Source organism: Moorena sp. SIO3H5, from assembly GCF_010692395.1.
In the GTDB taxonomy this organism is placed as follows: Bacteria; Cyanobacteriota; Cyanobacteriia; order Cyanobacteriales; family Coleofasciculaceae; genus Moorena.
In genome coordinates, this window is record NZ_JAAHHS010000031.1 from 20125 (window position 1) to 43862 (window position 23738).

Annotated in this window: 8 protein-coding genes; all 8 read left to right on the forward strand. The window is 43.1% G+C overall.

Annotation, left to right across the window (positions count from 1 at the left end):
- The coding region (locus tag F6K52_RS05695; protein WP_293075225.1) for an acyl carrier protein at window positions 1–1429 on the forward strand (1429 nt) is incomplete at its 5' end.
- Between the two features lie 18 nt (window positions 1430–1447).
- A complete protein-coding gene (locus F6K52_RS05700) occupies window positions 1448–1687 on the forward strand; it encodes an acyl carrier protein (RefSeq protein ID WP_293075227.1) in 240 nt (79 codons plus the stop codon).
- 51 nt (window positions 1688–1738) lie between these two features.
- A complete protein-coding gene (locus F6K52_RS05705) occupies window positions 1739–2965 on the forward strand; it encodes a beta-ketoacyl synthase N-terminal-like domain-containing protein (protein ID WP_070395353.1) in 1227 nt (408 codons plus the stop codon).
- Complete coding sequence (locus F6K52_RS05710) at window positions 2901–4229, forward strand: hydroxymethylglutaryl-CoA synthase family protein (RefSeq protein WP_293075230.1); 1329 nt, start codon at window positions 2901–2903, stop codon at window positions 4227–4229. Before F6K52_RS05705 ends, F6K52_RS05710 begins: the two co-directional genes overlap by 65 nt.
- A 257-nt stretch (window positions 4230–4486) precedes the next feature.
- Window positions 4487–5251 (forward strand): enoyl-CoA hydratase/isomerase, encoded by a 765-nt coding sequence (locus tag F6K52_RS05715; RefSeq protein WP_293075232.1) that lies wholly within the window; start codon window positions 4487–4489, stop codon window positions 5249–5251.
- A complete protein-coding gene (locus tag F6K52_RS05720; RefSeq protein ID WP_293075234.1) occupies window positions 5239–14826 on the forward strand; it encodes a non-ribosomal peptide synthetase/type I polyketide synthase in 9588 nt (3195 codons plus the stop codon). The genes F6K52_RS05715 and F6K52_RS05720 overlap by 13 nt, the downstream gene beginning before the upstream one ends.
- 91 nt (window positions 14827–14917) lie before the next feature.
- Window positions 14918–19672, forward strand: coding sequence for a type I polyketide synthase (locus F6K52_RS05725; RefSeq protein WP_293075236.1), 4755 nt, complete (start codon window positions 14918–14920; stop codon window positions 19670–19672).
- Window positions 19673–19680: 8 nt separating this feature from the next.
- A complete protein-coding gene (locus tag F6K52_RS05730) occupies window positions 19681–23727 on the forward strand; it encodes a beta-ketoacyl synthase N-terminal-like domain-containing protein (protein ID WP_293075238.1) in 4047 nt (1348 codons plus the stop codon).
- Window positions 23728–23738: the final 11 nt, after the last annotated feature.

Consider the following 23738-nt stretch of genomic DNA (forward strand, 5'->3'; position numbering starts at 1 on the left):
GACACCCCAGGTAAACCAGGTAAACTTATCAGAAATCAAGCAGGTTCTCAAACAGCAGTTAGCCGAAGCACTCTATACAGAAGAGAGTCAAATTGCCGAAGACCAAAAATTTGTTGATTTAGGCTTAGACTCCATCGTTGGGGTAGAATGGACAACTACGATTAATCAGACCTATAACTTAAACCTCAAAGCCACCAAGTTGTATGATTATCCTACTTTATTAGAGTTGTCTGGATATATCGCCCAAATCTTATCAAGTCAGGGTACAAAACCGATAAGCTCCAGTTCTCAAACTCAGCAACCTTTGAAAACCTTACAACCACTGCCGACACCCCAGGTAAACCAGGTAAACCTATCAGAAATCAAGCAGGTTCTCAAACAGCAGTTAGCCGAAGCACTCTATACAGAAGAGAGTGAAATTGCCGAAGACCAGAAATTTGTTGATTTAGGCTTAGACTCCATCGTTGGAGTGGAATGGACAACCACGATTAATCAAACCTACAACTTAAACCTCAAAGCCACCAAGTTGTATGATTATCCTACTTTATTAGAGCTAGCAGCATATATTGCCCAAACCTTGGCAAGTCAGGGTACAAAACCGATAAGCTCCAGTTCTCAAACTCAGCAATCTTTAAAAACTCTACAACCACTGCCGACACCCCAGGTAAACCAGGTAAACTTATCAGAAATCAAGCAGGTTCTCAAACAGCAGTTAGCCGAAGCACTCTATACAGAAGAGAGTCAAATTGCCGAAGACCAAAAATTTGTTGATTTAGGCTTAGACTCCATCGTTGGGGTAGAATGGACAACTACGATTAATCAGACCTATAACTTAAACCTCAAAGCCACCAAGTTGTATGATTATCCTACTTTATTAGAGTTGTCTGGATATATCGCCCAAATCTTATCAAGTCAGGGTACAAAACCCCAGGTTAGTCAGCAGCCTTTGAAAACCCTACAACCATTGCCTCAACCCCAGGTAAACCTATCAGAAATCAAGCAGGTTCTCAAACAGCAGTTAGCCGAAGCACTCTATACAGAAGAGAGTGAAATTGCCGAAGACCAGAAATTTGTTGATTTAGGCTTAGACTCCATCGTTGGGGTGGAATGGACAACCACGATTAATCAAACCTACAACTTAAACCTCAAAGCCACCAAGTTGTATGATTATCCTACTTTATTAGAGCTGGCACCATATATTTCCCAGGAAATTGCTGCTACTGGTGGTAGCAAATTATTCCAAGGTAAGGGCAATGGAGGTCATCCCCAAGAATCTTTGCCAAATAACGGTTCACCTGTAAATTCATCAGAGGAGATGGATCCAAAATTGCGCTTACGTGCGATTCTTAATAAAGTAGCTAAGAAGGAGTTGACTATCCAGGAAGCAAACAAACTGGTTCAACAGATTAAAAAACAGGTTACAGTTTAGGAGTAAATTGGAGTTAATATGAGCAAAGAACAAGTACTAAAAATAATTCAAAAATACACTCGTGAAATAGCACCAGAATTAGAAGATTCTCCCCTAGAACCTACTGATAGCTTAAAAAATTTAGGTATCGATTCAGTTAATCGGGCAGAAATTATCATGATGGTGATGGAAGACCTATCCTTGAATATTCCCCGTATTGAACTGGCTGGAGCTAAAAATATTGGAGAACTTGCTGATTTATTTGCAGCAAAATTGTAATATTTGTTGTTGGTTGTTTGTTGTTTAGGGAGCGGGAATTGGTATTAGTGTATGAATGACATCAAGATAACTGGTATGGGCATTGTCACTCCCATTGCCCAAGAAGTTGAATCTTTCCGGGAAGCCCTATTCACCGGTAAAACTCAATTTGGTTATCTGCAAAGACCAGGAAGGGAAAGCCCTAGTAAAAAATTTATTGGTGCAGAACTACCAGAGCTTGATGTCAGAACCCTATTTCCTCAACATAGGGGATTGTTACGCAGTGCAACCTGGAGTGGACAAGTTGCTATGTTCGCTGTTGCCCAGGCTTGGGAAGATGCTAAACTAACCTCTGCCCCAGTCAAGCCAGAACGTATTGGTCTAGTAATCGGTGGCTCCAATCTGCAACAACGCCATCAGCAACAAACTTGGCAACGTTATCAATCACGTCCAGAATTTATCCGACCAACTTATGGACTGACAGTTTGGGATACAGATATCTTGGGTTTACTTTCCCAGTGCTTTCCAATTCAAGGAGAAGGTTATACCGTAGGTGGAGCATCTGCTAGTGGTGCAGTCGCTATCATTCATGGATCTCGCCAAATTTTAACGGGGGTGACTGATATTAGTATTGTCGTTGGTAGTCTCTTTGATATCTGTGCCTATGAATGTCAGGGACTAATGAATTTGGGAGCTATGGGTAGCGAACGTTTTGCTGATAGTCCAGAGCTTGCCTGTAGACCATTTGACCATAACCATGACGGTTTTATTTATGGGGAAGGTTGTGGAGTTATAGTCTTAGAAAAAGCTGACAGCGCTCAACAAAGAGGAGTACTTTCTCAAGGAAAACTCCTGGGTTGGGGCTTAAATTTAGCTGGCAATCGTAGCCCTGAACCATCCCAAAAAGCAGAAGCACAAGCCATGAGTGCAGCTTTAGCTATGGCAGACTTAAAACCAGAGCAAATCGATTATGTCAATACTCATGGTACCAGTTCCCCTATTGGTGACAATACGGAAGTATCTGCTCTGAAATCCACAGGAGTTGACCATTGTCTCCTTAATTCAACTAAATCTTTGACTGGTCACTGTTTAACTGCCGCTGGAGCTATCGAAGCGATCGCTACTTTATTACAAATGAACTCTAGTTTTTGTCATCCAACCCACAATTTGGTTGACCCCATTGATGATAACCTAAATTGGGTCAAAGAAACTGCTGTTCAAGGGGAAATTAACTATGCCATCAGCAATAGCTTTGCTTTTGGCGGCATCAATACAGCTCTATTACTGGGCAAGGAGTAAAGCTATGCAACAAGTTGGCATTGAAGCCCTAAGTGTATATGGAGGTGCAGCCCAATTAGAGCTGCGCAAGTTGGCACAAGCGCGTCAGTTGGATATCTCCCGCTTTGACAATCTAATGATGAAAGAGAAAGCGGTTTCTCTGCCCTATGAAGATCCCGTTTCCTATGCGGTTAATGCCGCCAAGCCCATCATCGATCGCTTGAGTGATGCTGACAAGCAGCGCATAGAAATGGTGATTACCTGCAGTGAGTCAGGCATTGACTTTGGCAAATCGATGAGCACCTATATCCAAGAGTATTTGGGCTTAAGTCGTAACTGCCGCATGTTTGAACTCAAGCAAGCTTGCTACTCAGGAACAGCAGGCTTGCAGATGGCAATCAACTTGATTTTGTCCCAAACCTTTCCTGGAGCCAAAGCCTTAGTTATCGCCACTGATATATCTCGGTTTCTCGTTGCCGAGGGAGGAGAAGCTCTCAATTACGATTGGTCTTTTGCTGAACCCAGTAGTGGTGCTGGAGCAGTGGCTCTTTTAGTCAGTGATACTCCCTACATTTTTCAAGTTGATGTGGGCTGTAACGGTTACTATGGTTATGAAGTCATGGATACCTGTAGACCTAATCCCGATTCCGAAGCAGGAGATGCCGACTTATCCTTACTTTCTTACCTAGACTGTTGCGAAAATGCCTACCGACATTATCAAAACCGAGTAGAAGGGGTAGACTACCAAGAAAGTTTTGATTATTTGAGTTTTCATACCCCTTTTGGTGGTATGGTTAAAGGCGCTCATAGAAATATGATGCGTAGGTTGAAAAGAGCTAAACCTGCAGAGATTGAAGCGGACTTCCAAAGAAGGGTAATGCCGGGATTAGTCTACTGCCAACAGGTAGGCAATATTATGGGAGCAACTTTGTTTTTATCCTTAGCCAGTACCATCGACAATGGAGACTTCAGTACCCCTCGCAGAATTGGGATGTTTTCCTATGGCTCTGGTTGTTGTTCCGAATTTTATAGTGGGGTTGTGACTCCAGAAGGGAAGCAAATTCAAGCTCAACAAGGTATATCAGCCCAGTTAGCAGACCGCTATTCTTTAAGTATGGAAGAATATGAGCAGTTACTCTATCATAGTAGTGCAGTTGCCTTTGGCACTAGAAATGTCACCTTGGACTATCAACTGTTCCCCGGAGTCTGGAAAAAAATAGCAGGCAAGGGTCGATTAGTCTTAAAAGCAATCAAGGAATTCCACCGAAAATACGAGTGGGTATAGCTCTGGTGCCGCTGCGCGGAATTCTTGCATTCAAAATTATTGCATTCAAAATGTCCATAGAGTAAGGATTATATTGATCTCAAACTGACGGGTTATTTACGCCAAGCTGCATCAGTGTGTTATCTGGATGAGCAACAATGAATACTGTGTAACAGAGAACAGGGGATAGGAGCAAAAAAGCTGACAGCTGATAGCTGATAGCTAATAGCTGAAAAAAAAGATGCTCCAGGTTGACAAACCATTGAGAACACTATAATATGTATTACAAAACCCTAAAAATAAATCATCAACCGGCTGTACAAAGAATTCAGCTCTATCGTCCAGAAGCCAACAATAGCATCAACGATCAGCTGACTCAGGAATTGTTATCAGCCCTACAAGCTGTTGAAGGCGAAGAAACCGTTAAAGTAGTGATTCTTGAAGGACTACCGGATGTCTTTTGTACCGGAATGGATTTTCAAGCAATAGCCAATGGCGAGCTGGTGGATACCAAAATCAGTGCTCACGGCTACTACAACATCCTCAAACAGATGTCCCAAAGTAGCAAGGTAATTTTGTCCCTTGTCCGTGGTAAAGTTCAAGCAGGAGGAGTGGGTTTTGTTGCTGCAAGTGATCTGGTCATTGCTGATGAAACAGTAACCTTTGTGTTATCAGAACTATTATTTGGTTTATTACCCGCTTGCGTTTTGCCCTTTCTGATTCGTCGAGTGGGATTTCAAAAAGCTTACCGCTTATCCCTCACAACTCAACCAATCTCTGGCTCAGAAGCCTATAACTGGGGCTTAGTCGATGAATACGACAGCAACCCTAATAAGTTGATTAGTCAATATATTCGCCGTTTAAGATATTTACCCTTATCTGGGGTTAAGGCATTAAAAGACTATATGAATAAGTTATGGATAATTCAAGCCGAGACTCAGAATCTAGCCGCCAACAAGTCTGCCAGCCTCTTAGGTGACCCAACGATTCAAGCAAAAATCAAACAATTCGCTAAAGAGGGGGTATACCCATGGCAGAACTGAATTTGAATCAGGACTTAGGAACTAGCAACTCTGAGGTGGTACAACTGACGGAGTTGGGCAATGGTGTTGTGCAAATTACGATGAAAGATGAGAGCAGTCGTAATGGCTTTTCTCCAAGCATAGTTGAGGGCTTACGCCACTGTTTTAGTGTAGTTGCGCAAAATCAGCAATATAAAGTAGTCATTTTGACGGGCTATGGTAATTATTTTTCATCAGGGGCTAGCAAAGAATATTTAATTAGAAAGACTAGAGGTGAAGTAGAAGTTCTTGATTTATCAGGGTTGATACTTGATTGCGAAATTCCTATAATTGCAGCAATGCAAGGGCATAGTTTTGGTGGTGGCTTGCTTCTGGGTTTGTATGCAGATTTTGTGGTGTTTAGCCAAGAAAGTGTGTATGCAACTAACTTCATGAAATATGGTTTTACCCCAGTAGGAGCAACATCATTAATCTTGCGGGAAAAGCTAGGAGCCGAATTAGCCAAAGAAATGATCTACACTGGCGAAAACTATCGAGGAAAAGAACTAGCTGAACGAGGTATTCCTTTTCCCGTTGTATCGAGGCAGGATGTCCTAAATTATGCCCAACAACTAGGGCATAAAATAGCCAAGAGCCCTAGATTATCTCTAGTCGCCCTCAAACAACATTTGAGTGCCGACATTAAAGCCAAGTTTCCTGAAGCTATCAAAAAAGAACTAGAAATACACCAGGTAACCTTTAACCAACCAGAAATAGCCAGTCGTATTCAGCAAGAGTTTGGTGAGACAGTAATTCCCAATTTGAGCCAAAGCACTGTAGAACAAAAAATACCTAATCCCCAACCAGTTCAGTTAAGGATACCTAGTTATGGCTTGTTAAAGAATCTAACTTGGATGCCTCAAGAACGTCGAAAGCCTAAATCCACTGAAGTCGAAGTTCAAATAAAAGCTGTACCAGTTAATTTTCGAGAAGTACTCAACGTACTGGGTATCTTCCAAGAGTACATCAAAAAAAGATATCGCTCTGGAATTATCAGTGCTGAAAATCTCACCTTTGGTGTTGAAGGTGTGGGTAATGTTGTAGCGGTTGGCTCAGACGTATCCCAATGGAAAGTCGGCGATGAGGTGATATTGGCTTATCCCGGCAATGCTTTCAGTAGCTTTGTTATCTGCTCACCGGATGACTTATTGGCTAAGCCTTCTGATCTGAGTATGGTAGAGGCAGCTACTATTTTTATGTCTTTTTTCACTGCCTATTACGGGTTGCATAATTTGGCCAAAGTTCAGCCAGGAGAGAGAGTATTAATTCATGCAGCTTCGGGAGGTGCAGGACAAGCTGCAGTTCAATTAGCTCAATTTTTTGGCTCAGAAGTATTTGCCACGACTAGTCCCCACAAAATATCTGTTCTTCGAGAACAGGGAATAAAACATGTAATGAATTCTCGAACCACGGAGTTTGCTAGTGAAGTAAGGGAACTCACCCAGGGGAATGGAGTAGATGTAATTTTTAATAGCCTGACTCATGGAGAGTACATCCCCAAAAATATAGATATCCTGGCCCCAGGTGGACGATATATTGAAATTGGTAGGCTCAACATCTGGAGCCATGAGCAAGTTTATCAAAGACGCCCAGATGTGAAGTATTTTCCCTTTGATATGTCAGATGAATTTGTTAGAGATAAACAATTTCATGCCAAGCTTTGGGACGATTTAGCCTTGCTGTTTGAGTCCGGTAGCCTCAAGCCATTACCTTACAAAGTATTTCCAAGTGAAGATGTGGTGGAAGCTTTCCGTCACCTGCAACATAGTAAGCATATCGGCAAAATAGTGGTAACTATGCCAGAGCTCTATAATGGCGTAAAAAATAGTTCCCAGCAAGCAAATCAAGAGTCAATGAGTCACCAAGAAGAACTACTACATCAATTGCAATCCGGTGATATATCCTTAGAGAATGCAGAGCAACTACTATTGGGTTTGACAGATCAACAGATACTAGCAACAGTGCCTAATAATGGTCAGAATAAATTAAATAATACAGATAAAACAGAGCAAATATTATCTCTACTGAGTTCAGGAAAAATATCCTTAGAAAATGCTCAAAACTTATTAGAAACAGTAGATCTAAATTCCCCAACAAATAAAAATCTACCCACTGCCGTTCCCAATCAAGGACAGAGCAATCAGGATGAAGCAATACTAAATCAATTACAATCTGGTGAAGTTTCCTTAGAGGATGCAGAGCAACTATTACTAGAAATTCAGCAAAAAGAATCTGTAACTGATCAATCAATTCCAGAGCAAAGGATAACAGACGATATAGCTATCATTGGAATATCATGCCGATATCCAGGAGCAAAGAACTGGAAAGAATTTTGGGAAAACTTAAAGCATGGAGTTGATAGTGTAACAGAACCTCCCCCTGGAAGATGGGAAGGACGAAGTTGGTATCATTCAGATCCAGAACATCCAGGTACTGCTTGTTCAAAGTATGCTGCTTTTTTAGATGACATTGACAAATTTGACCCTTTATTCTTTCAAATTTCTCCTGGAGAAGCTGAGTTAATCGAACCTCAACAAAGAATCTTTTTAGAGGAAGCTTACCATGCTATTGAGGATGCTGGATATGCTCCTGATTCTCTCAAGGGGAAACACTGTGGAGTATTTGTTGGGGCAGCAAGCAGTGATTATATCAAGTTTTTGTCCAATTCAGGTTTCGGTCATCATCGACTGGTGCTATCAGGAACTATGCTGTCAGTTCTACCAGCAAGAATAGCCTATTTCCTGGATCTTAAAGGACCAGTGGTAGCTGTTGAGGCTGCCTGTTCTTCATCATTAGTAGCTGTTCATCAAGCTTGCGAAAGTATTAAACGGGGAGAGAGCGAAATAGCGATCGCAGGTGGTATTTCTACCATGCTAACACCAGACTTCCAAGTACTTTCGAGTCAGTTTCAGATGGTATCTCCCGAAGGACGTTGTAAAAGTTTTGATGCTGAAGCATCCGGTATAGTTTGGGGAGAAGGTTGTGGTGCAATTTTATTAAAAAGGTATGATCAAGCAGTTCAAGATCAAGATCATATCTATGGAATAATCAAGGGTACAGGTACAAATTATGATGGAAGCACAAATGGAATTAGTGCCCCTAGTAGTAAATCTCAAGCACGCTTAGCAGAAAATATTTATCAACAATTTGGAATTAATCCAGAAACTATAAGTTATTTAGAAGCTCACGGTACAGCAACACCTCTTGGAGATCCCATCGAGGTTGAGGCATTTACAGAAGCATTTTCTAAGTGGACAGCTCAAAAACAATTTTGTGCGATCGGTTCAGTAAAGACTAATATTGGTAACGCAGCAACTGCCGCAGGAATGTCTAGTTTAATTAAGACAATATTATGCCTGAAAAATCAAAAACTGGTTCCTTCTTTGCACTTTAATCAACCCAATCCAAACATTGATTTTGCCAATAGCCCCTTCTATGTCAACACAGAATTTAAAGCTTGGGAAGTACCAGCAGGCACACCAAGGCGAGCAGCCGTGAATTCTTTCGGATTGAATGGTACAAATGCTCATGTTGTTGTTGAAGAAGCACCAATAGAAGACAACAGGCAAACCTCCCCTGTGTCCCCTCAAGGGGGGAAGGCAACAGGTAACAGCGAAGATTACTTAGAAAATTCAGTTCATCTATTAACTTTGTCAGCCAAAACTGAAACTGCTCTTGGTGAAGTAATCAGTAGCTATCAAAATTATCTCAAAACCAATCCAAACTTAAGGTTAGGCGATGTCTGCTACACTGCTAGCACCGGAAGGACTCACTTCACCCACAGAATAGCGGTTGTCGCCCCTAACCAACAAGAATTAGTCGAAAAACTCCGACAACACCAAGAGGGAAAAAAATTAGCAGGAATCACTTCAGGAGAACTGCTAAACAACACTACAGTAGCCAAAATTGCTTTCCTATTTACAGGTCAAGGTTCCCAATATATCAACATGGGAAAGCAGTTGTATCAACAAGCACCAACTTTCCGTCAAGCGATTAACCAATGCGAGGAGATTCTCAGTAGCGTAGAAACCTTCCAGGAAACGTCATTACGAAACATTCTTTATCCAACAGACAAAAACTCGTCAGGTTCATCCCTACTAGGCCAAACAGCTTATACCCAACCAGCTTTATTCGCTATAGAATATGCTCTATTTAAACTCTGGCAATCCTGGGGAATTGAGCCAGATGTGGTCATGGGTCACAGTGTAGGAGAATATGTAGCAGCAACCGTAGCAGGAGTTTTTAGTTTAGAAGATGGCTTGAAACTAATTGCTGCTAGAGGCTCTTTGATGCAGAAATTACCTGGTGATGGTAAGATGCTCTGGGCTATGGCTCCAGAGTCTAAAGTCCTAGAAACATTGAAAGCAAAAGATCTCAGTGAGAAAGTCGCCATAGCAGCAATCAATGGACCTCAAAGCATAGTAATTTCTGGTGAGGGAAAAGCAGTAGAAGCGATCGCAACTAACCTCGAATCAGCCGGAATCACAACCAAACCACTACAAGTATCCCACGCCTTCCATTCTCCTCTGATGGAACCGATGCTGGCAGAATTTGAAGCAGCAGCAAAAGAAATAACCTATGAGCAGCCTAGGATACCACTGATATCCAATGTCACTGGCAAACAGGTAACTGAGCAGATTACCACTGCCGAATACTGGGTAAATCATGTGCGCCAACCAGTGCAATTTGCTCAAAGCATGAAAACTTTGTACCAGGAAGGATACGAGTTATTTCTGGAAATAGGACCAAAACCAGTATTACTAAGTATGGGACGTCAATGTTTACCAGAAAAAATCGGTGTCTGGTTGCCCTCATTGCGTCCGGGAGTAGAAGAATGCCAACAGATGCTATCTAGTTTAGGAAAGTTATATGTAGAGGGAGCCAAAGTAGATTGGATAGCATTTGAGCAAAATTATGCTCGTCAGAAGGTGGCATTGCCAACATATCCCTTCCAACGAGAAAGGTATTGGGTTTCTAGCCAAAATGGTTACGAACAAAAATCCTACTGGTTAAAAGGCAAAGAGCAGCACCCATTACTAGGAGAAAAAATTAACCTAGCGGGAATAGAGGATCAACATCGTTTTCAATCATACATAGGAGCAGAATCTCCAGGTTACCTGAATCACCACCAGGTTTTTGGAAAAGTACTATTTCCCAGCACAGGCTACTTAGAAATAGCTGCTTCAGCCGGAAAAAGTCTATTCACAAGCCAAGAGCAAGTAGTCGTTTCTGACGTAGACATACTGCAAAGTTTAGTTATACCAGAAACCGAAATAAAGACCGTACAAACAGTAGTCAGCTTCGCAGAAAACAATAGCTATAAGTTCGAGATTTTCAGCCCCTCAGAAGGTGAAAATCAACAAACACCGCAATGGGTATTGCACGCACAAGGAAAGATATATACTGAGCCAACCAGGAACAGCCAAGCAAAAATCGACCTAGAAAAATACCAAGCTGAGTGTAGTCAAGCAATAGAAATTGAAGAACATTACCGAGAATATCGCTCAAAAGGGATAGACTACGGCAGTAGTTTCCAAGGAATAAAGCAGTTGTGGAAAGGTCAAGGAAAAGCCCTAGGAGAAATGGCCTTCCCTGAAGAATTAACCGCCCAACTAGCAGACTATCAGCTACATCCAGCCCTATTAGATGCAGCCTTCCAAATAGTATCGTATGCCATACCACACACAGAAACAGATAAAATATATCTACCAGTAGGGGTAGAAAAATTCAAACTGTATCGCCAAACAATCAGCCAAGTATGGGCTATAGCAGAAATACGACAAACCAACTTAACGGCAAACATTTTTCTAGTAGACAACCAAGGAACTGTACTAGTAGAACTAGAGGGATTAAGGGTAAAAGTAACAGAACCAGTATTAACTCAAAAGTCTGCCTTTAAAGAACAATTAAAATCAGCATCTGTTTCAGAACGTCAGGAATTACTAACAACTCAAATTAGTTCAGCCATAGTCAATATTTTAGGATTGAGAGATGGACAACAGATAGAAAAACATCAACCATTGTTTGACTTAGGATTAGATTCCCTGATGGCAGTGGAATTGAAAAATAAATTGGAGTCTAACTTAGGTACAAGCTTCAGTTCAACACTGTTATTTGATTATCCAACGGTAGAATCTTTGGTCGAGTATTTAGCTAACAATGTCATCCCCATAGATTCCTTTTCCGAGCTTCCTACCCTGATTACTCATCCAGAGCAAAGGTATCAACCATTTCCGTTAAATGACATTCAACAAGCTTATTGGATAGGTCGCAATCAAATTTTTGACCTAGGTAATATTGCTACCCACATTTACATAGAAGTAGATTGTGAAAACTTAAATTTAGAAAGCTTACACCAAGCTTGGAGGCGATTAATTGACCACCATGATATGCTGCGGATGGTAGTTTTAGCTGACGGTAACCAGCAAATACTTGAGCAGGTGCCTCCCTATGAAATTGAAATTTTAAATTTGTCTGAGGAATCTCCTGAAACGATTGCTTCAGAGCTAGAGCAGATTCGCAATCAGATGTCCCATGAGGTTTTACCAACTAACCAGTGGCCTTTATTTCATCTACGGGCTACCCGTTTAAATGAACAATGTTTCCGCTTGCACGCCAGCATCGATATGTTAATATTTGATGCCTGGAGTACTTATGTTCTATTTAAGCAGTGGTCAGAACTGTACAATAATCCACAGAGTTCACTGCCTGCAACGGAAATCTCCTTCCGAGACTATGTGCTCGCGGAATTGGAACTCAAAGATAGTCCCCAGTATCTCAGTTCTCAGCAATATTGGTTCAACCGCTTAGATAACCTACCTCCAGCTCCAGAAATTCCCCAAGCGAAAGTAACTTCTGCAATTACTGATCCTCAGTTCAATACTCACACAGCTCAACTGTCTCAGAGTGATTGGCAACAGTTAAAAAACAAGGCGAGCAAAGCAAATTTAACCCCATCAGGGGTATTGTTAAGTGCTTTTGCCTCTGTCTTGAATTACTGGAGCAAAAGTTCAAAGTTTACCCTCAATCTGACTTTATTTAACCGTTTGCCCTTACACCCTCAAGTCAATGAGCTCATAGGCGACTTCACCTCTGTAATCTTACTAGAGGTAGATAACTCACAAGCAGTTCCATTCATTAGTCGTGCTCAAAAACTGCAAAGACAGCTGTGGGAAGATTTAGAGCATCGTTATATCAGTGGAGTAGAAGTGCAGCGAGAGCTCTATCGTCGAGGGCGTAGTCAACCAATGGGGGTAGTCTTTACTAGCACTTTGGGCTTAAAGTCTCTGGCTGATGAAGAGGTGGGGCGAGGATTCGGTTTGGAGCACTTTGGAGAGGTTGTGTATAGTGCAGCTCAAACGCCTCAAGTGTTGCTCGACCATATCGTAACCGAGGAGAAAGGAGCACTGGCATTTAGTTGGCATACAGTGGAAGGGCTATTCCCTGAAGGTCTCATCGAGCAAATGTTTGAGGCTTATTGTGATTTGCTTCAACAGCTAGCCACCTCTGACGAACCTTGGATGGAGACTTACCACCAACTATTACCAACAGCTCAACTAGCACTCCAAGCACAAGTGAATCAGACGACTCAATCTTGGTCTGAAGATATCTTGCATAGTTTGTTTGTTAAGCAAGTACAAGTTCAAAGTGAAGCGACAGCTGTTATTAGTCCCCAAAAAAGCCTAACTTATGGGGAACTCTATCAAAGGTCTCATCAATTGGGACATGGATTGCGGAAATTAGGAGTCAAACCGAATCAGCTGGTAGCCGTAGTCATGGAGAAAGGTTGGGAACAGGTAGTAGCAGTGTTAGGCATCTTGATGTCTGGTGGAGCTTACCTACCGATAGATCCTGGGCTACCCCAAGAAAGACAGTGGTATCTACTCGAGCAAGCACAAGTCACACAAGTATTGACTCAAACTCACCTCAAACAGTCTCTGGGTTGGCCTGAAGGAATCAAATGTTGGTCTGTAGATACTGAAGAGTTAGCAGAATATGATCCAAACCCCCTAGAACCAGTACAAACTTCAGAAGATTTAGCTTATGTGATTTACACTTCTGGTTCCACAGGTTTACCCAAAGGGGTAATGATCGATCATCGGGGAGCAATCAATACCATCCTCGACATCAATCAACGGTTTAAAGTAACACCATCTGACCGAGTACTCGCCTTAGCAGCGTTAAATTTTGACCTGTCAGTGTACGACATATTTGGTGTGCTAGGAGCAGGGGGAGCGATAGTGATGCCACCACCAAAAGCAGCAAAGGATCCAGCTTGCTGGAGAGAATTAATTATCGCTCACGAAGTTACCTTGTGGAACTCAGTTCCGGCTCTGATGCAGATGTTGGTAGAGCATTTATTAGGAACCTCAGCAACAGCATTAGGTGATTTACGAGTGGTAATGTTGAGTGGAGATTGGCTGCCAGTAGACTTACCAAGCAAAATCCAATCTCTGTGGTCTAATGTTCAAGTGATGAGTTTGGGTGGAGCAACCGAAGCGTCAATTTGGTCGATTGGCTATCCGATTGAAAAGGTGGGGTCAGACTGGAAGAGTATTCCCTATGGTAAGCCCCTGTTAAATCAAAGTTTTTACGTACTGAATGAGTTGATGGAACCAAGACCAGTTTGGGTACCGGGACAACTTTATATTGGAGGGGTAGGTTTAGCTAAGGGTTATTGGAAAAATGAGCACAAGACCCAAGCAAGCTTTATTACCCATCCAGTCACTCAGGAACCGTTATACAAAACTGGGGATTTAGGCAGGTATTTACCGGATGGTAATATTGAGTTTTTAGGCCGAGAAGACTTCCAGGTAAAAATAAATGGTTATCGTGTTGAACTGGGGGAAATTGAAGTAGCATTAAAGCAATTTCCAGGAATTAAAGAAGCGATTGTTACTGCTATCGGAGAATCTCAACAAAGCAAACGCCTGGTTGCTTATGCCGTGTTCAAGGAAAAGTCTGTTATTAGCGATTCTTCCCTGACCGATATCCATCAGACAGAAGACAAAAATGAAGTGGGCCAGCCTGATCAAGAAATAAATTGTACTTCGGAAGAATTGCGTAAGTACCTATGGCAAAAACTTCCCGAATATATGGTTCCTGATGATTATGTTATTTTGGAAGCTTTACCATTAACTGCCAACGGCAAAGTAGACCGTAAACGATTGCCCAAACCTCAAAGACAAACTATAGCCGAGACGAATCAAAATATACTACCTCAAACCAAAACTGAACAACAAATTGCTGCTGTTTGGACAGAAGTTCTTGAGCTAGAAGAAGTAGGAATTCACGACAATTTCTTTGCCATAGGAGGAAATTCTTTACTTGTCATCAGAGTGCATAATAAATTGCAAGAACTATTAGGCATAGAATTGAAAGTAGTTGACCTGTTTGCTAACCCTACTGTACATTTTCTAAGTCAACACCTTACTCAGATTGGTAGTAAAGAATTATTTATGGAAACTAGTAAAACTCGTGGAGATGAGCGAGTTAAAAAAGGAACTACCAGGAAGGAAAGGCGCAATATTAGAAAAAGTCTACGCGGCAAAAAATAATTTTTTCCAAGTAAGTATTGTTGTATTGTTATAACTGTTATGAACAGCTAAGTAATTAAGAAATATAGCAAAATTAAAGTATGACAGTAAGATGATGGATGATTTAGAAGACCTTAACGATAATCAAGACATAGCAATTATAGGAATATCTGGACGTTATTCAGGAGCTGATGATATTGAACAGTTTTGGCAGAATGTTCGGGATGGAGTTGAATCAATATGTCTTTTTTCAGAACAAGAATTGCTCAACTCTGGGATCGAACAAGAGTTACTGAATAACTCTAACTACGTCAGGACTGGTAGTTTGATCTCAAACATAGATATGTTTGATGCTAGTTTCTTTGGCTATACTCCTAAACAAGCTGAAGAGATAGACCCGCAACAAAGGCTATTCCTCGAATGTGCTTGGGAAGTAATAGAGAGGGGTGGTTATAACCCGGATACCTATCAAGGTTCTATCGGGGTTTATGCTGGCATTACCATGAGCAGCTATTTCTGGAACAACGTTAATCCTTGTTTTGACTTTTCTTACCTCAATAGTAGTTCTTTTCAACAATTGCTGGCTAATGACAAAGATTACTTAGCAACTCGTGTTGCTTACAACCTGAATCTAACTGGACCGGCTATCACCGTTCAAACTGCTTGTTCCACTTCATTAGTAGCTGTTCATCTAGCTTGCCAAAGTTTGCTCAATGGGGAATGCGACATGGCTCTTGCTGGTGGTGTCACCATCCGTGTGCCTCAAGAAGTGGGATATTTGTATCAAGACGGGATGATTCTCTCCCCAGATGGTCATTGCCGAGCCTTTGATGCCAAAGCTGAGGGTACAAGGTATGGTAATGGTCTCGGAGTTGTACTACTCAAGGGACTCGAAGATGCCATTGCAGACAAAGATTATATCTATGCAGTAATTAAGGGTTCAGCCATTAATAACGATGGCTCTTTGAAAGTCGGCTACACCGCACCTAGTGTAGTAGGTCAAGCAGCAGTTATTTCAGAAGCTCAGGCTGTGGCTGGTGTGGAAGCAGAGACGATCACATATGTAGAAGCTCATGGCACAGGGACAAAACTCGGAGATCCGATTGAAATTGAAGCTCTGACCAAGGTTTTTCAGCAGAGCACTCAAAAACAAGGCTTTTGTGCTATTGGTTCAGTAAAAACTAATGTTGGGCATTTAGACGCAGCAGCAGGAGTAACGGGACTGATTAAAGCTACTTTGGCTCTCAATCACAAATTAATTCCCCCTAGCCTGAACTTTGAACAACCCAATCCCAAAATTGATTTTGTAAATAGTCCCTTTTTCGTCAATACCCAATTGTCAGAATGGCAAAGCAATGGCACGCCTCGCCGAGCTGGAGTTAGTTCTTTTGCAGTGGGAGGAACTAACGCCCATGTCATTCTCGAAGAAGCCCCAAAACAATTTAAAAACCAAGATATATATCAGCGTCCCTTACATTTATTAACCCTTTCAGCTCAAACTAAAGAAGCACTCGAAGAATTGGTTAGTCGTTATCAAAATTATCTAGAAACTAACCGAAAAATAGAACTAGCAGATATTTGTTATACAGCCAATAGTGGACGAGTCCACTTCAACCATCGCCTTGCTATTATTGCCGCTGATCGACAACAATTAGCAACAAAACTCAGTAACCGAAGTGCTGGGGAAGAAGTAGTTGGGGTGTTTCAAAAAGAATTTTGTACCAGCAGTAATGTTCCTCAAGTAGCTTTCCTGTTCACTGGTCAAGGTTCCCAATATCTGAATATGGGACGGCAACTATACGAAACTCAGCCAACTTTTCGTCAAGCTTTGGAGGAATGTGACGAAATTCTGAGTTCGCTACTAGACCAATCTCTTTTAGCAGTTCTCTATCATCAAACAACGGATGAGTCTGGTTCATCGCTACTAGACCAAACAGCTTATACTCAACCCGCCCTATTTGCTATCGAATATGCCCTCTTCAAGCTCTGGCAATCCTGGGGCATTGAACCAAATGTGGTCATGGGTCACAGTGTAGGTGAATATGTCGCAGCAACGGTAGCAGGGGTTTTCAGTTTAGAAGATGGTTTGAGATTAATTGCCAAGCGAGGGCAGTTGATGCAACAATTGCCATCTGTCGGTGAGATGGTATCGGTCATGGCATCAGAGTCGAAGGTGCAAGCAGCGATCGCAGACTACACAGAGAAATTGGGGTTAGCTCAGTCTAATGTAGGTATTGCAGCCATCAACGGACCAGAAAGTGTTGTGATTTCTGGAGCGAGTGCTGCGGTTAAAGCAATTAGTAGCAGCCTGGAATTGGAGGGAGTGAAAATCAAACTACTACAGGTATCTCACGCCTTCCATTCACCTTTAATGAGACCAATCTTGGCAGAGTTTGAAGCAGTAGCTCAACAAGTGAACTACCACCAACCTCAAATTCCACTCATATCTAATGTCACAGGAGAACAAGCTACCTGTGACATTAGTACACCGGACTACTGGGTGAATCATATCTGCCAACCAGTGCGGTTTGTCCAAAGTATGGAAACCTTGTACCAAGAAGGCTATGAAGTTTTCTTAGAAATTGGACCAAAACCAATTTTGTTAGGTATGGGAAGGCAGTGTTTACCAGAAGAGGTAGGTGTCTGGTTGCCATCTCTGCGACCAGGGATGGAAGACTGGCAACAGATGCTTTTCAGTTTAGGACAATTGTATCTACAGGGAGCTGAAGTGGATTGGTTGGGAGTCGATCAAGATTATGGCTTTCAGAAAGTAGTATTGCCAACCTATCCATTCCAAAGACAACGTTATTGGATTGAACGGAGTCAAGGCAGAGGTGAAGACAAAGCCAAGCAAAATTTATCTGTTTCAACCTCATCTCCTGTAACTGAGCTATTAGATCGAGGAGACTATAAGCAGTTGACAGCAATGTTAACAGGAAACGGCTCCTTGACAGCAGTTGAAGTCGTGCAGCAACTGATTCACCACCATCAACAATCACTGGCACAAGCAGCTCTCAAGGATTGTTTGTACCATATAGAGTGGCAGCTCAAGCCTTCAACTCTAGCTCCAGAAACCCCCTCCCAGAATGGTCAATGGCTGATTATCGGAGGTAAGGCAACTGTAGCACAGAAGTTAGCAGAGCAGCTTGAGCAAAAACAGCAGAGTTGCTATGTTGTCAAGCAATTCCCTCAAAACTATTCACAACTTTTGCACCAGGTTCAACAAGAAACTGAGCTGCCCTTGGTAGGGATTGTGTATTTGAGCAGTGAGGAAGTCCCTTCTCAGATAAATACGACTTCTTCTCAAAGCTTGCTGGGACTACTACAAACCTTACTGCAAGACTACTCTTCAAATCCTCCTGTAAAAGTTTGGGTAGTTACAGCAGGAGCAGTAGCTAAGGGAGAGCATCCTATCTCTGTAAATCAGACTCCTCTATGGGGTATGGGAAAGGTCGTGTCACTCGAACACCCTGAGTTGTGGGGAGGATTAATCGACCTAGAACCAGGTAAAACTGCTGAAAATCACCTGGAATTCCTTTTAAGGGAGCTGCTCAACCGTGATGCGGAAGACCAGGTAGTCTACCGTGGGGGTGAACGTTATGTACCCAGATTAGTGCCCAGTTCAGTTCCTACCTCGAAAATATTCAAAGTAGAGCCGACAGGAAGCTATCTGATCACGGGTGGATTGGGATACTTGGGATTGAAAGTAGCTGATTGGCTGGTTAAACAGGGTGTCCGCCATCTGATCCTACTTAGTCGTAGTGGTCTGACAAAGGAAACTCAACCCGCTGTGGAAGCACTGCAACAGACTGGGACTTATGTCAAAGTCCTGGCAGTAGATGTGGCGGATCTAACCGATATGGAGCGAGTGTGGAAGCAGCTTCAAGCTGAGGAGAAACCTCTCAAAGGGATTATTCATGCGGCAGGAGTAGGAAGATTAGATACTCTCGAAGAGTTAACACTGGAAAAATGGGAGGCAGTACTGCGTCCTAAAGTACAGGGTGGATGGAATCTACATCAACTATCTCGGAATGAGAATCTGGATTTCTTTGTCTGTTTCTCGTCCATTGCCTCAGTTTGGGGCTCCCGAGGTCAGACCCATTATGCCGCAGCTAATCAGTTCCTAGATGGGTTGGTGCACTATCGTCATTCTTTAGGCTTACCAGGATTAGCAATCAATTGGGGAGCCTGGGCAGGGGGTGGCATGACCACAAATGAGGCTCAGAGATGGCTAGCTCAAATTGGAGTAGAAGCACTCTCACCGGAGTTAGCTATTTCTGCATTGGAGCACCTAATATCTACTAACCAAGTTCAGGTGACGGTTAGTCGCAATGACTGGTATCGCTTCAAAACCATGTATGCCGTTAAACGTCCGCGTCCACTCTTAGATCTCATAACTGTTATTCCTGAAGATATTGAAGATAAGACCAATCTAGCTCCTAGTTTGCTACAACAGTTGGAAGCTGTAACCGAAACTCAGAGAAGGGAACTGCTGCGACAAGCACTACAAGAGGAAGTCGCTCGAGTTTTAGGTTTACCCATCACAAACAAACCAGGTTCAGAAGTAGGATTTTTTGAGATGGGCATGGACTCGCTGACCGCTGTAGACTTAAGGGATCGACTGAGCAAGCTTTTGGGAGTAAATTTATCTTCAACTTTGACCTTTGATTTTCCCAATATTGAAAAGTTGGAGAAATATCTAATCAACCAGCACCTTGTCAAAGTTGGTCTTTTTCGGACTGAGATTGATCAAGATCAACAAGAAGACGATTCACTGGAAGCTAAACTTCTAGACGAGATTAAGCAATCATCCAATCAAGAGCTTGAAAGCTCAATTGATAAAATATTGGAATCGATAATCAATTAAACAAAGTTATGTTGAATAAATTTACTAAAAAAGAGCAAATATTGAGTGAAAAAGAGCAGATTAAGCAACTGTCTCCTTTGCAGCGAGCTGCATTAGCTCTGAAAAAATTAGAGACTAAGCTGAATAATACTTTGCACGAACCAATTGCCATCATTGGCATGAGTTGTCGGTTTCCTGGTGGAGCCTCTAGTCCAGAGAAATTCTGGCAGTTGTTGCAAGGGGGGAGCAGTGCGCGATCGCAAATCCCAAGACAGAGATGGAATATTGAAGCCTATTACGACCCTGACCCAGATGCTCCGGGTAAGATGCTCACATGTCACGGCCACTTTGTGGACAATGTTGACCAATTCGATCCAGAATTTTTCGGCATTTCCCCTCGTGAAGCAACGGCAATGGATCCCCAACACCGCCTACTGCTGGAGGTGAGTTGGGAGGCATTAGAGCAAGGTGGGCAAGTGTTAGAGCGCTTGGAGGAAGCTGCTGTTGGGGTCTTTATCGGCAATGATGGTCGTGACTACGAACAATTGCTCCAGCAGCATTTGCAACAGGAGCCAGAGAGTCCATTAGTCACCTATGCAGGAACAGGTAATGCTTTATCCAATGCAGCTGGTCGTTTAGCTTACACCTTTGGTTTTACCGGACCTACAGTCACAATTGACACCGCTTGCTCCTCATCTCTGGTAGCCATTCATCAAGCCTGTAATAGTTTACGACTCGGAGAATGCCAGATGGCTCTGGCGGGAGGAGTGAAATTACATTTAACCCCAAACTCCTATATTGATGCCTCCAAAGCTAGAATGATTTGCGCCGATGGTCAGTGTAAGACTTTTGATATTTCAGCAGATGGTTTTGGACGGGGTGAGGGCTGTGGTATGGTGCTGCTCAAACGTCTGAGTGATGCACAGGCTGATGGAGACCAGATTTTAGCAGTGATTCGGGGTAGTGCAGTCAATCAGGATGGACCAAGCAGTGGGTTAACAGTGCCCAATGGACAGTCGCAACAAAGATTAATCAAGCAAGCTCTAGCTCAAGCAAAGGTTAAGCCTTCTGAGATTAGTTATTTGGAGGCTCATGGAACCGGGACTTCCTTGGGAGACCCCATAGAGGTAAATGCAGTGGTGGCCGTGTTGGGAGAGGATCGCTCTCCAGAATCTCCTTTGTGGATGGCTTCAGTAAAGACGAACATTGGTCATTTAGAAGCAGCTGCGGGAGTATCTGGACTAATTAAGGTGGTGTTATCGTTACAGCATCGACTCCTGCCAGCCCACCTAAACTTGCACCAACCTAATCCCAAGATTGACTGGCAGCCTTGGCTACAAGTACCAAAGCAACTGACACCATGGGAAGTATCAGGTCATCGGTTGGCAGGGGTAAGTTCCTTTGGATTCACTGGGACGAACGCCCATGTGGTAATAGAGGAAGCACCATCTTCACAAAAAAGTCCTCAGGTAGAGAGGGAAAGACCATGGAATATATTGGCGTTATCTGCCAAAAACCAAGAGGCATTGCTGCAACTAGTCCAAAGTTATAGTCAGCATCTGGAGAGAGCTCCAGAGCAAGAGCTGGTAGATATATGCTTCACTGCTAACACTGGAAGGTTGTCATACCTTCATCGCTTGAGTTTGGTAGCGGCCACAAAAGCTGAACTGCAAGAGAGACTGAAGGCTTTCGGCACAGAGGAAGAGGTTACCGGGCTCGTGAGTGGGGTCGTCAGTGGCGGTGAGTCCCCCAAAGTGGCAATGTTATTCACGGGTCAGGGTTCTCAGTATGTGGGTATGGGTAGACAGCTTTATGAGACTCAGCCGACTTTCAGAAAAGCTCTAGAACAATGTGCGGAAATTTTGCAACCCTACCTGGACAGGCATTTACTGGAAGTTCTCTATTCATTGGAAGCAGAGGAGTCTGTCCTGGAACAGACTGCTTATACCCAACCTGCTTTGTTTGCCCTAGAATACGCCTTATTCCAACTCTGGCAATCCTGGGGCATTAAACCAGATGTAGTCATGGGTCACAGTGTCGGAGAATATGTAGCAGCAACTGTAGCAGGAGTTTGGAGTTTAGAAGATGGCTTGAAACTAATTGCAGCCAGGGGAAGGTTGATGCAACAGTTGCCCTCTGGTGGTGAAATGTTTTCAGTCATGGCTTCAGAGTCTAAAGTTCGAGAAACATTGAAAGAAATGGCTCTTGGTGAGCAAGTGGCTATTGCAGCAATCAATGGGCCCCAAAGTATAGTAATTTCTGGAGAGTCAGAAGCAGTAAGAGCGATCGCTACTAACCTAGAATCGGAGACAATCAAAACCAAGCAACTACAAGTATCCCATGCTTTCCATTCACCATTAATGGAACCGATGTTGGTCGAGTGGGAAGCTCTAGCCCATCAAATTGCCTACAATCAACCCAAAATTCCAATCATATCTAACGTTACAGGAACAACAGCAGATAGTAGCATTACTACCGCCCAATATTGGGTAAATCATGTACGTCAACCGGTAAGGTTTGCCCAAAGTATGGAAGCTTTAGACAAACTTGGCTCTGAAGTATTCCTAGAAGTCGGACCGAAACCAGTACTATTAGGCATGGGAAGGCAATGTCTACCAGAAGGGGTCGGTGTGTGGTTGCCATCATTGCGTCCGGGAGTAGATGCATGGCAACAAATGCTCTTGAGCTTAGGACAGTTATATGTAAAGGGAGTCAAAGTAGATTGGTTAGGATTTGACCGAGATTATGCTCGTCAGAAAGTCACGTTACCCACTTATCCCTTCCAGCGAGAACGCTACTGGGTGGAAACTCCCAAGCCTGTTGTTCTATCAAGTCAACAGCTACATCCATTGTTGGGGAACAAGTTGGAGTTAGCATCTACGGGGCAGACAATCTACCACCAGGACATCAACTTGAACAATCATCCGTGGATTGGTGATCACCGTGTCTATGACACCCCAGTGATTCCGGGTGTGAGCTATATAGCTATGACCCTAGCCGCAGTTGGAGTGCCAGCAGCAGTTGAGGATATTAACTTCCAGCAACCACTCTTCCTTGCCGAGTCCAACACCATAAGGGAAACGCAGTTAATGGTTCATCCAGCCAATGATGTGAACCAAAAATCTGTAGAAGTCTTCAGTCGGGATGCTGCCAAGCAGGACGAATGGCGACAGCATGCGAGTATGACCGTTTCAGAGAATCCGCCACCACCCCTTACTTTGAGTGTAGATATCCCTGCCCTATGTGAGCAGTTGCGACCACTGGACACCGAGACCCTCACGGAAATCTATGCCAGTATATCGCTGGTTTACGGTCCAATGTTGCAGGCTGTTCGACAGGCGTGGATCAGTGAAGAGACTAGCCTGCTAGAAATTGAAGTCCCGAAGGCACTAGCATTCCAGTTGGCTGGAGAACCGATCCATCCGGTGCTGATTGATGCTTGCACACGCCTAACACCAGATCTCTTCGAGTTCAGTTCTGACTCAGGTGTGTTTTGGGCTCCTTGGCGGGTAAAGGATATGACGCTTTTGCATCCAACACCGCGTCGCTTTTATGCTTATGTAGAGGAACCATCTCGCATCAACGAGCAATTGCAAACACGTTCCTATGACATCCACTTGCTGGATGAAACAGGTCAGGCGTTCGGTCGCATGGACGGTTTCACGGTCAAGCGAGCCCCAAGTCAGCTATTTCTAAAGAGTTTACAGCCAGATGTGAGTAATTGGCTTTATCAGCTACAGTGGCAACCCTCAGAGATTAGGGAAACAGTACCCTTGGCTACATCGGTTATGTGGTTGTTGTTTGTACCTGAGGGAGTTTGGGCAAAACAACTGACAAGCTCCTTGGCTAAACTTGAGCAACAGTGTGTAATAGTCTCCCCAGGAAATGATTTCCGGTGTCTGAGCGAGTATCACTACCAAGTTTGTCCTACCCAAAAGGAATCTTTCCAACAATTGTTGCAGAAGATAGTTGAGAAAGGGGTTACTCTGCAAGGTGTGGTTCACTTGTGGAGTTTGTTAAGTGACTCACAACAGTTGAATCAAGCCCAAGAACTTGGGAAGAGCACACGGGTGTGAACTCCAGTCAC

Bases quoted from the DNA above. Each gene is read 5' to 3' on its own strand.
- F6K52_RS05700 (WP_293075227.1), top strand. From the start codon at position 1,448: ATGAGCAAAGAACAAGTACTAAAAATAATTCAAAAATACACTCGTGAA.
- F6K52_RS05705 (WP_070395353.1), top strand. From the start codon at position 1,739: ATGAATGACATCAAGATAACTGGTATGGGCATTGTCACTCCCATTGCC.
- F6K52_RS05710 (WP_293075230.1), top strand. From the start codon at position 2,901: ATGCCATCAGCAATAGCTTTGCTTTTGGCGGCATCAATACAGCTCTAT.
- F6K52_RS05715 (WP_293075232.1), top strand. From the start codon at position 4,487: ATGTATTACAAAACCCTAAAAATAAATCATCAACCGGCTGTACAAAGA.
- F6K52_RS05720 (WP_293075234.1), top strand. From the start codon at position 5,239: ATGGCAGAACTGAATTTGAATCAGGACTTAGGAACTAGCAACTCTGAG.
- F6K52_RS05725 (WP_293075236.1), top strand. From the start codon at position 14,918: ATGATGGATGATTTAGAAGACCTTAACGATAATCAAGACATAGCAATT.
- F6K52_RS05730 (WP_293075238.1), top strand. From the start codon at position 19,681: ATGTTGAATAAATTTACTAAAAAAGAGCAAATATTGAGTGAAAAAGAG.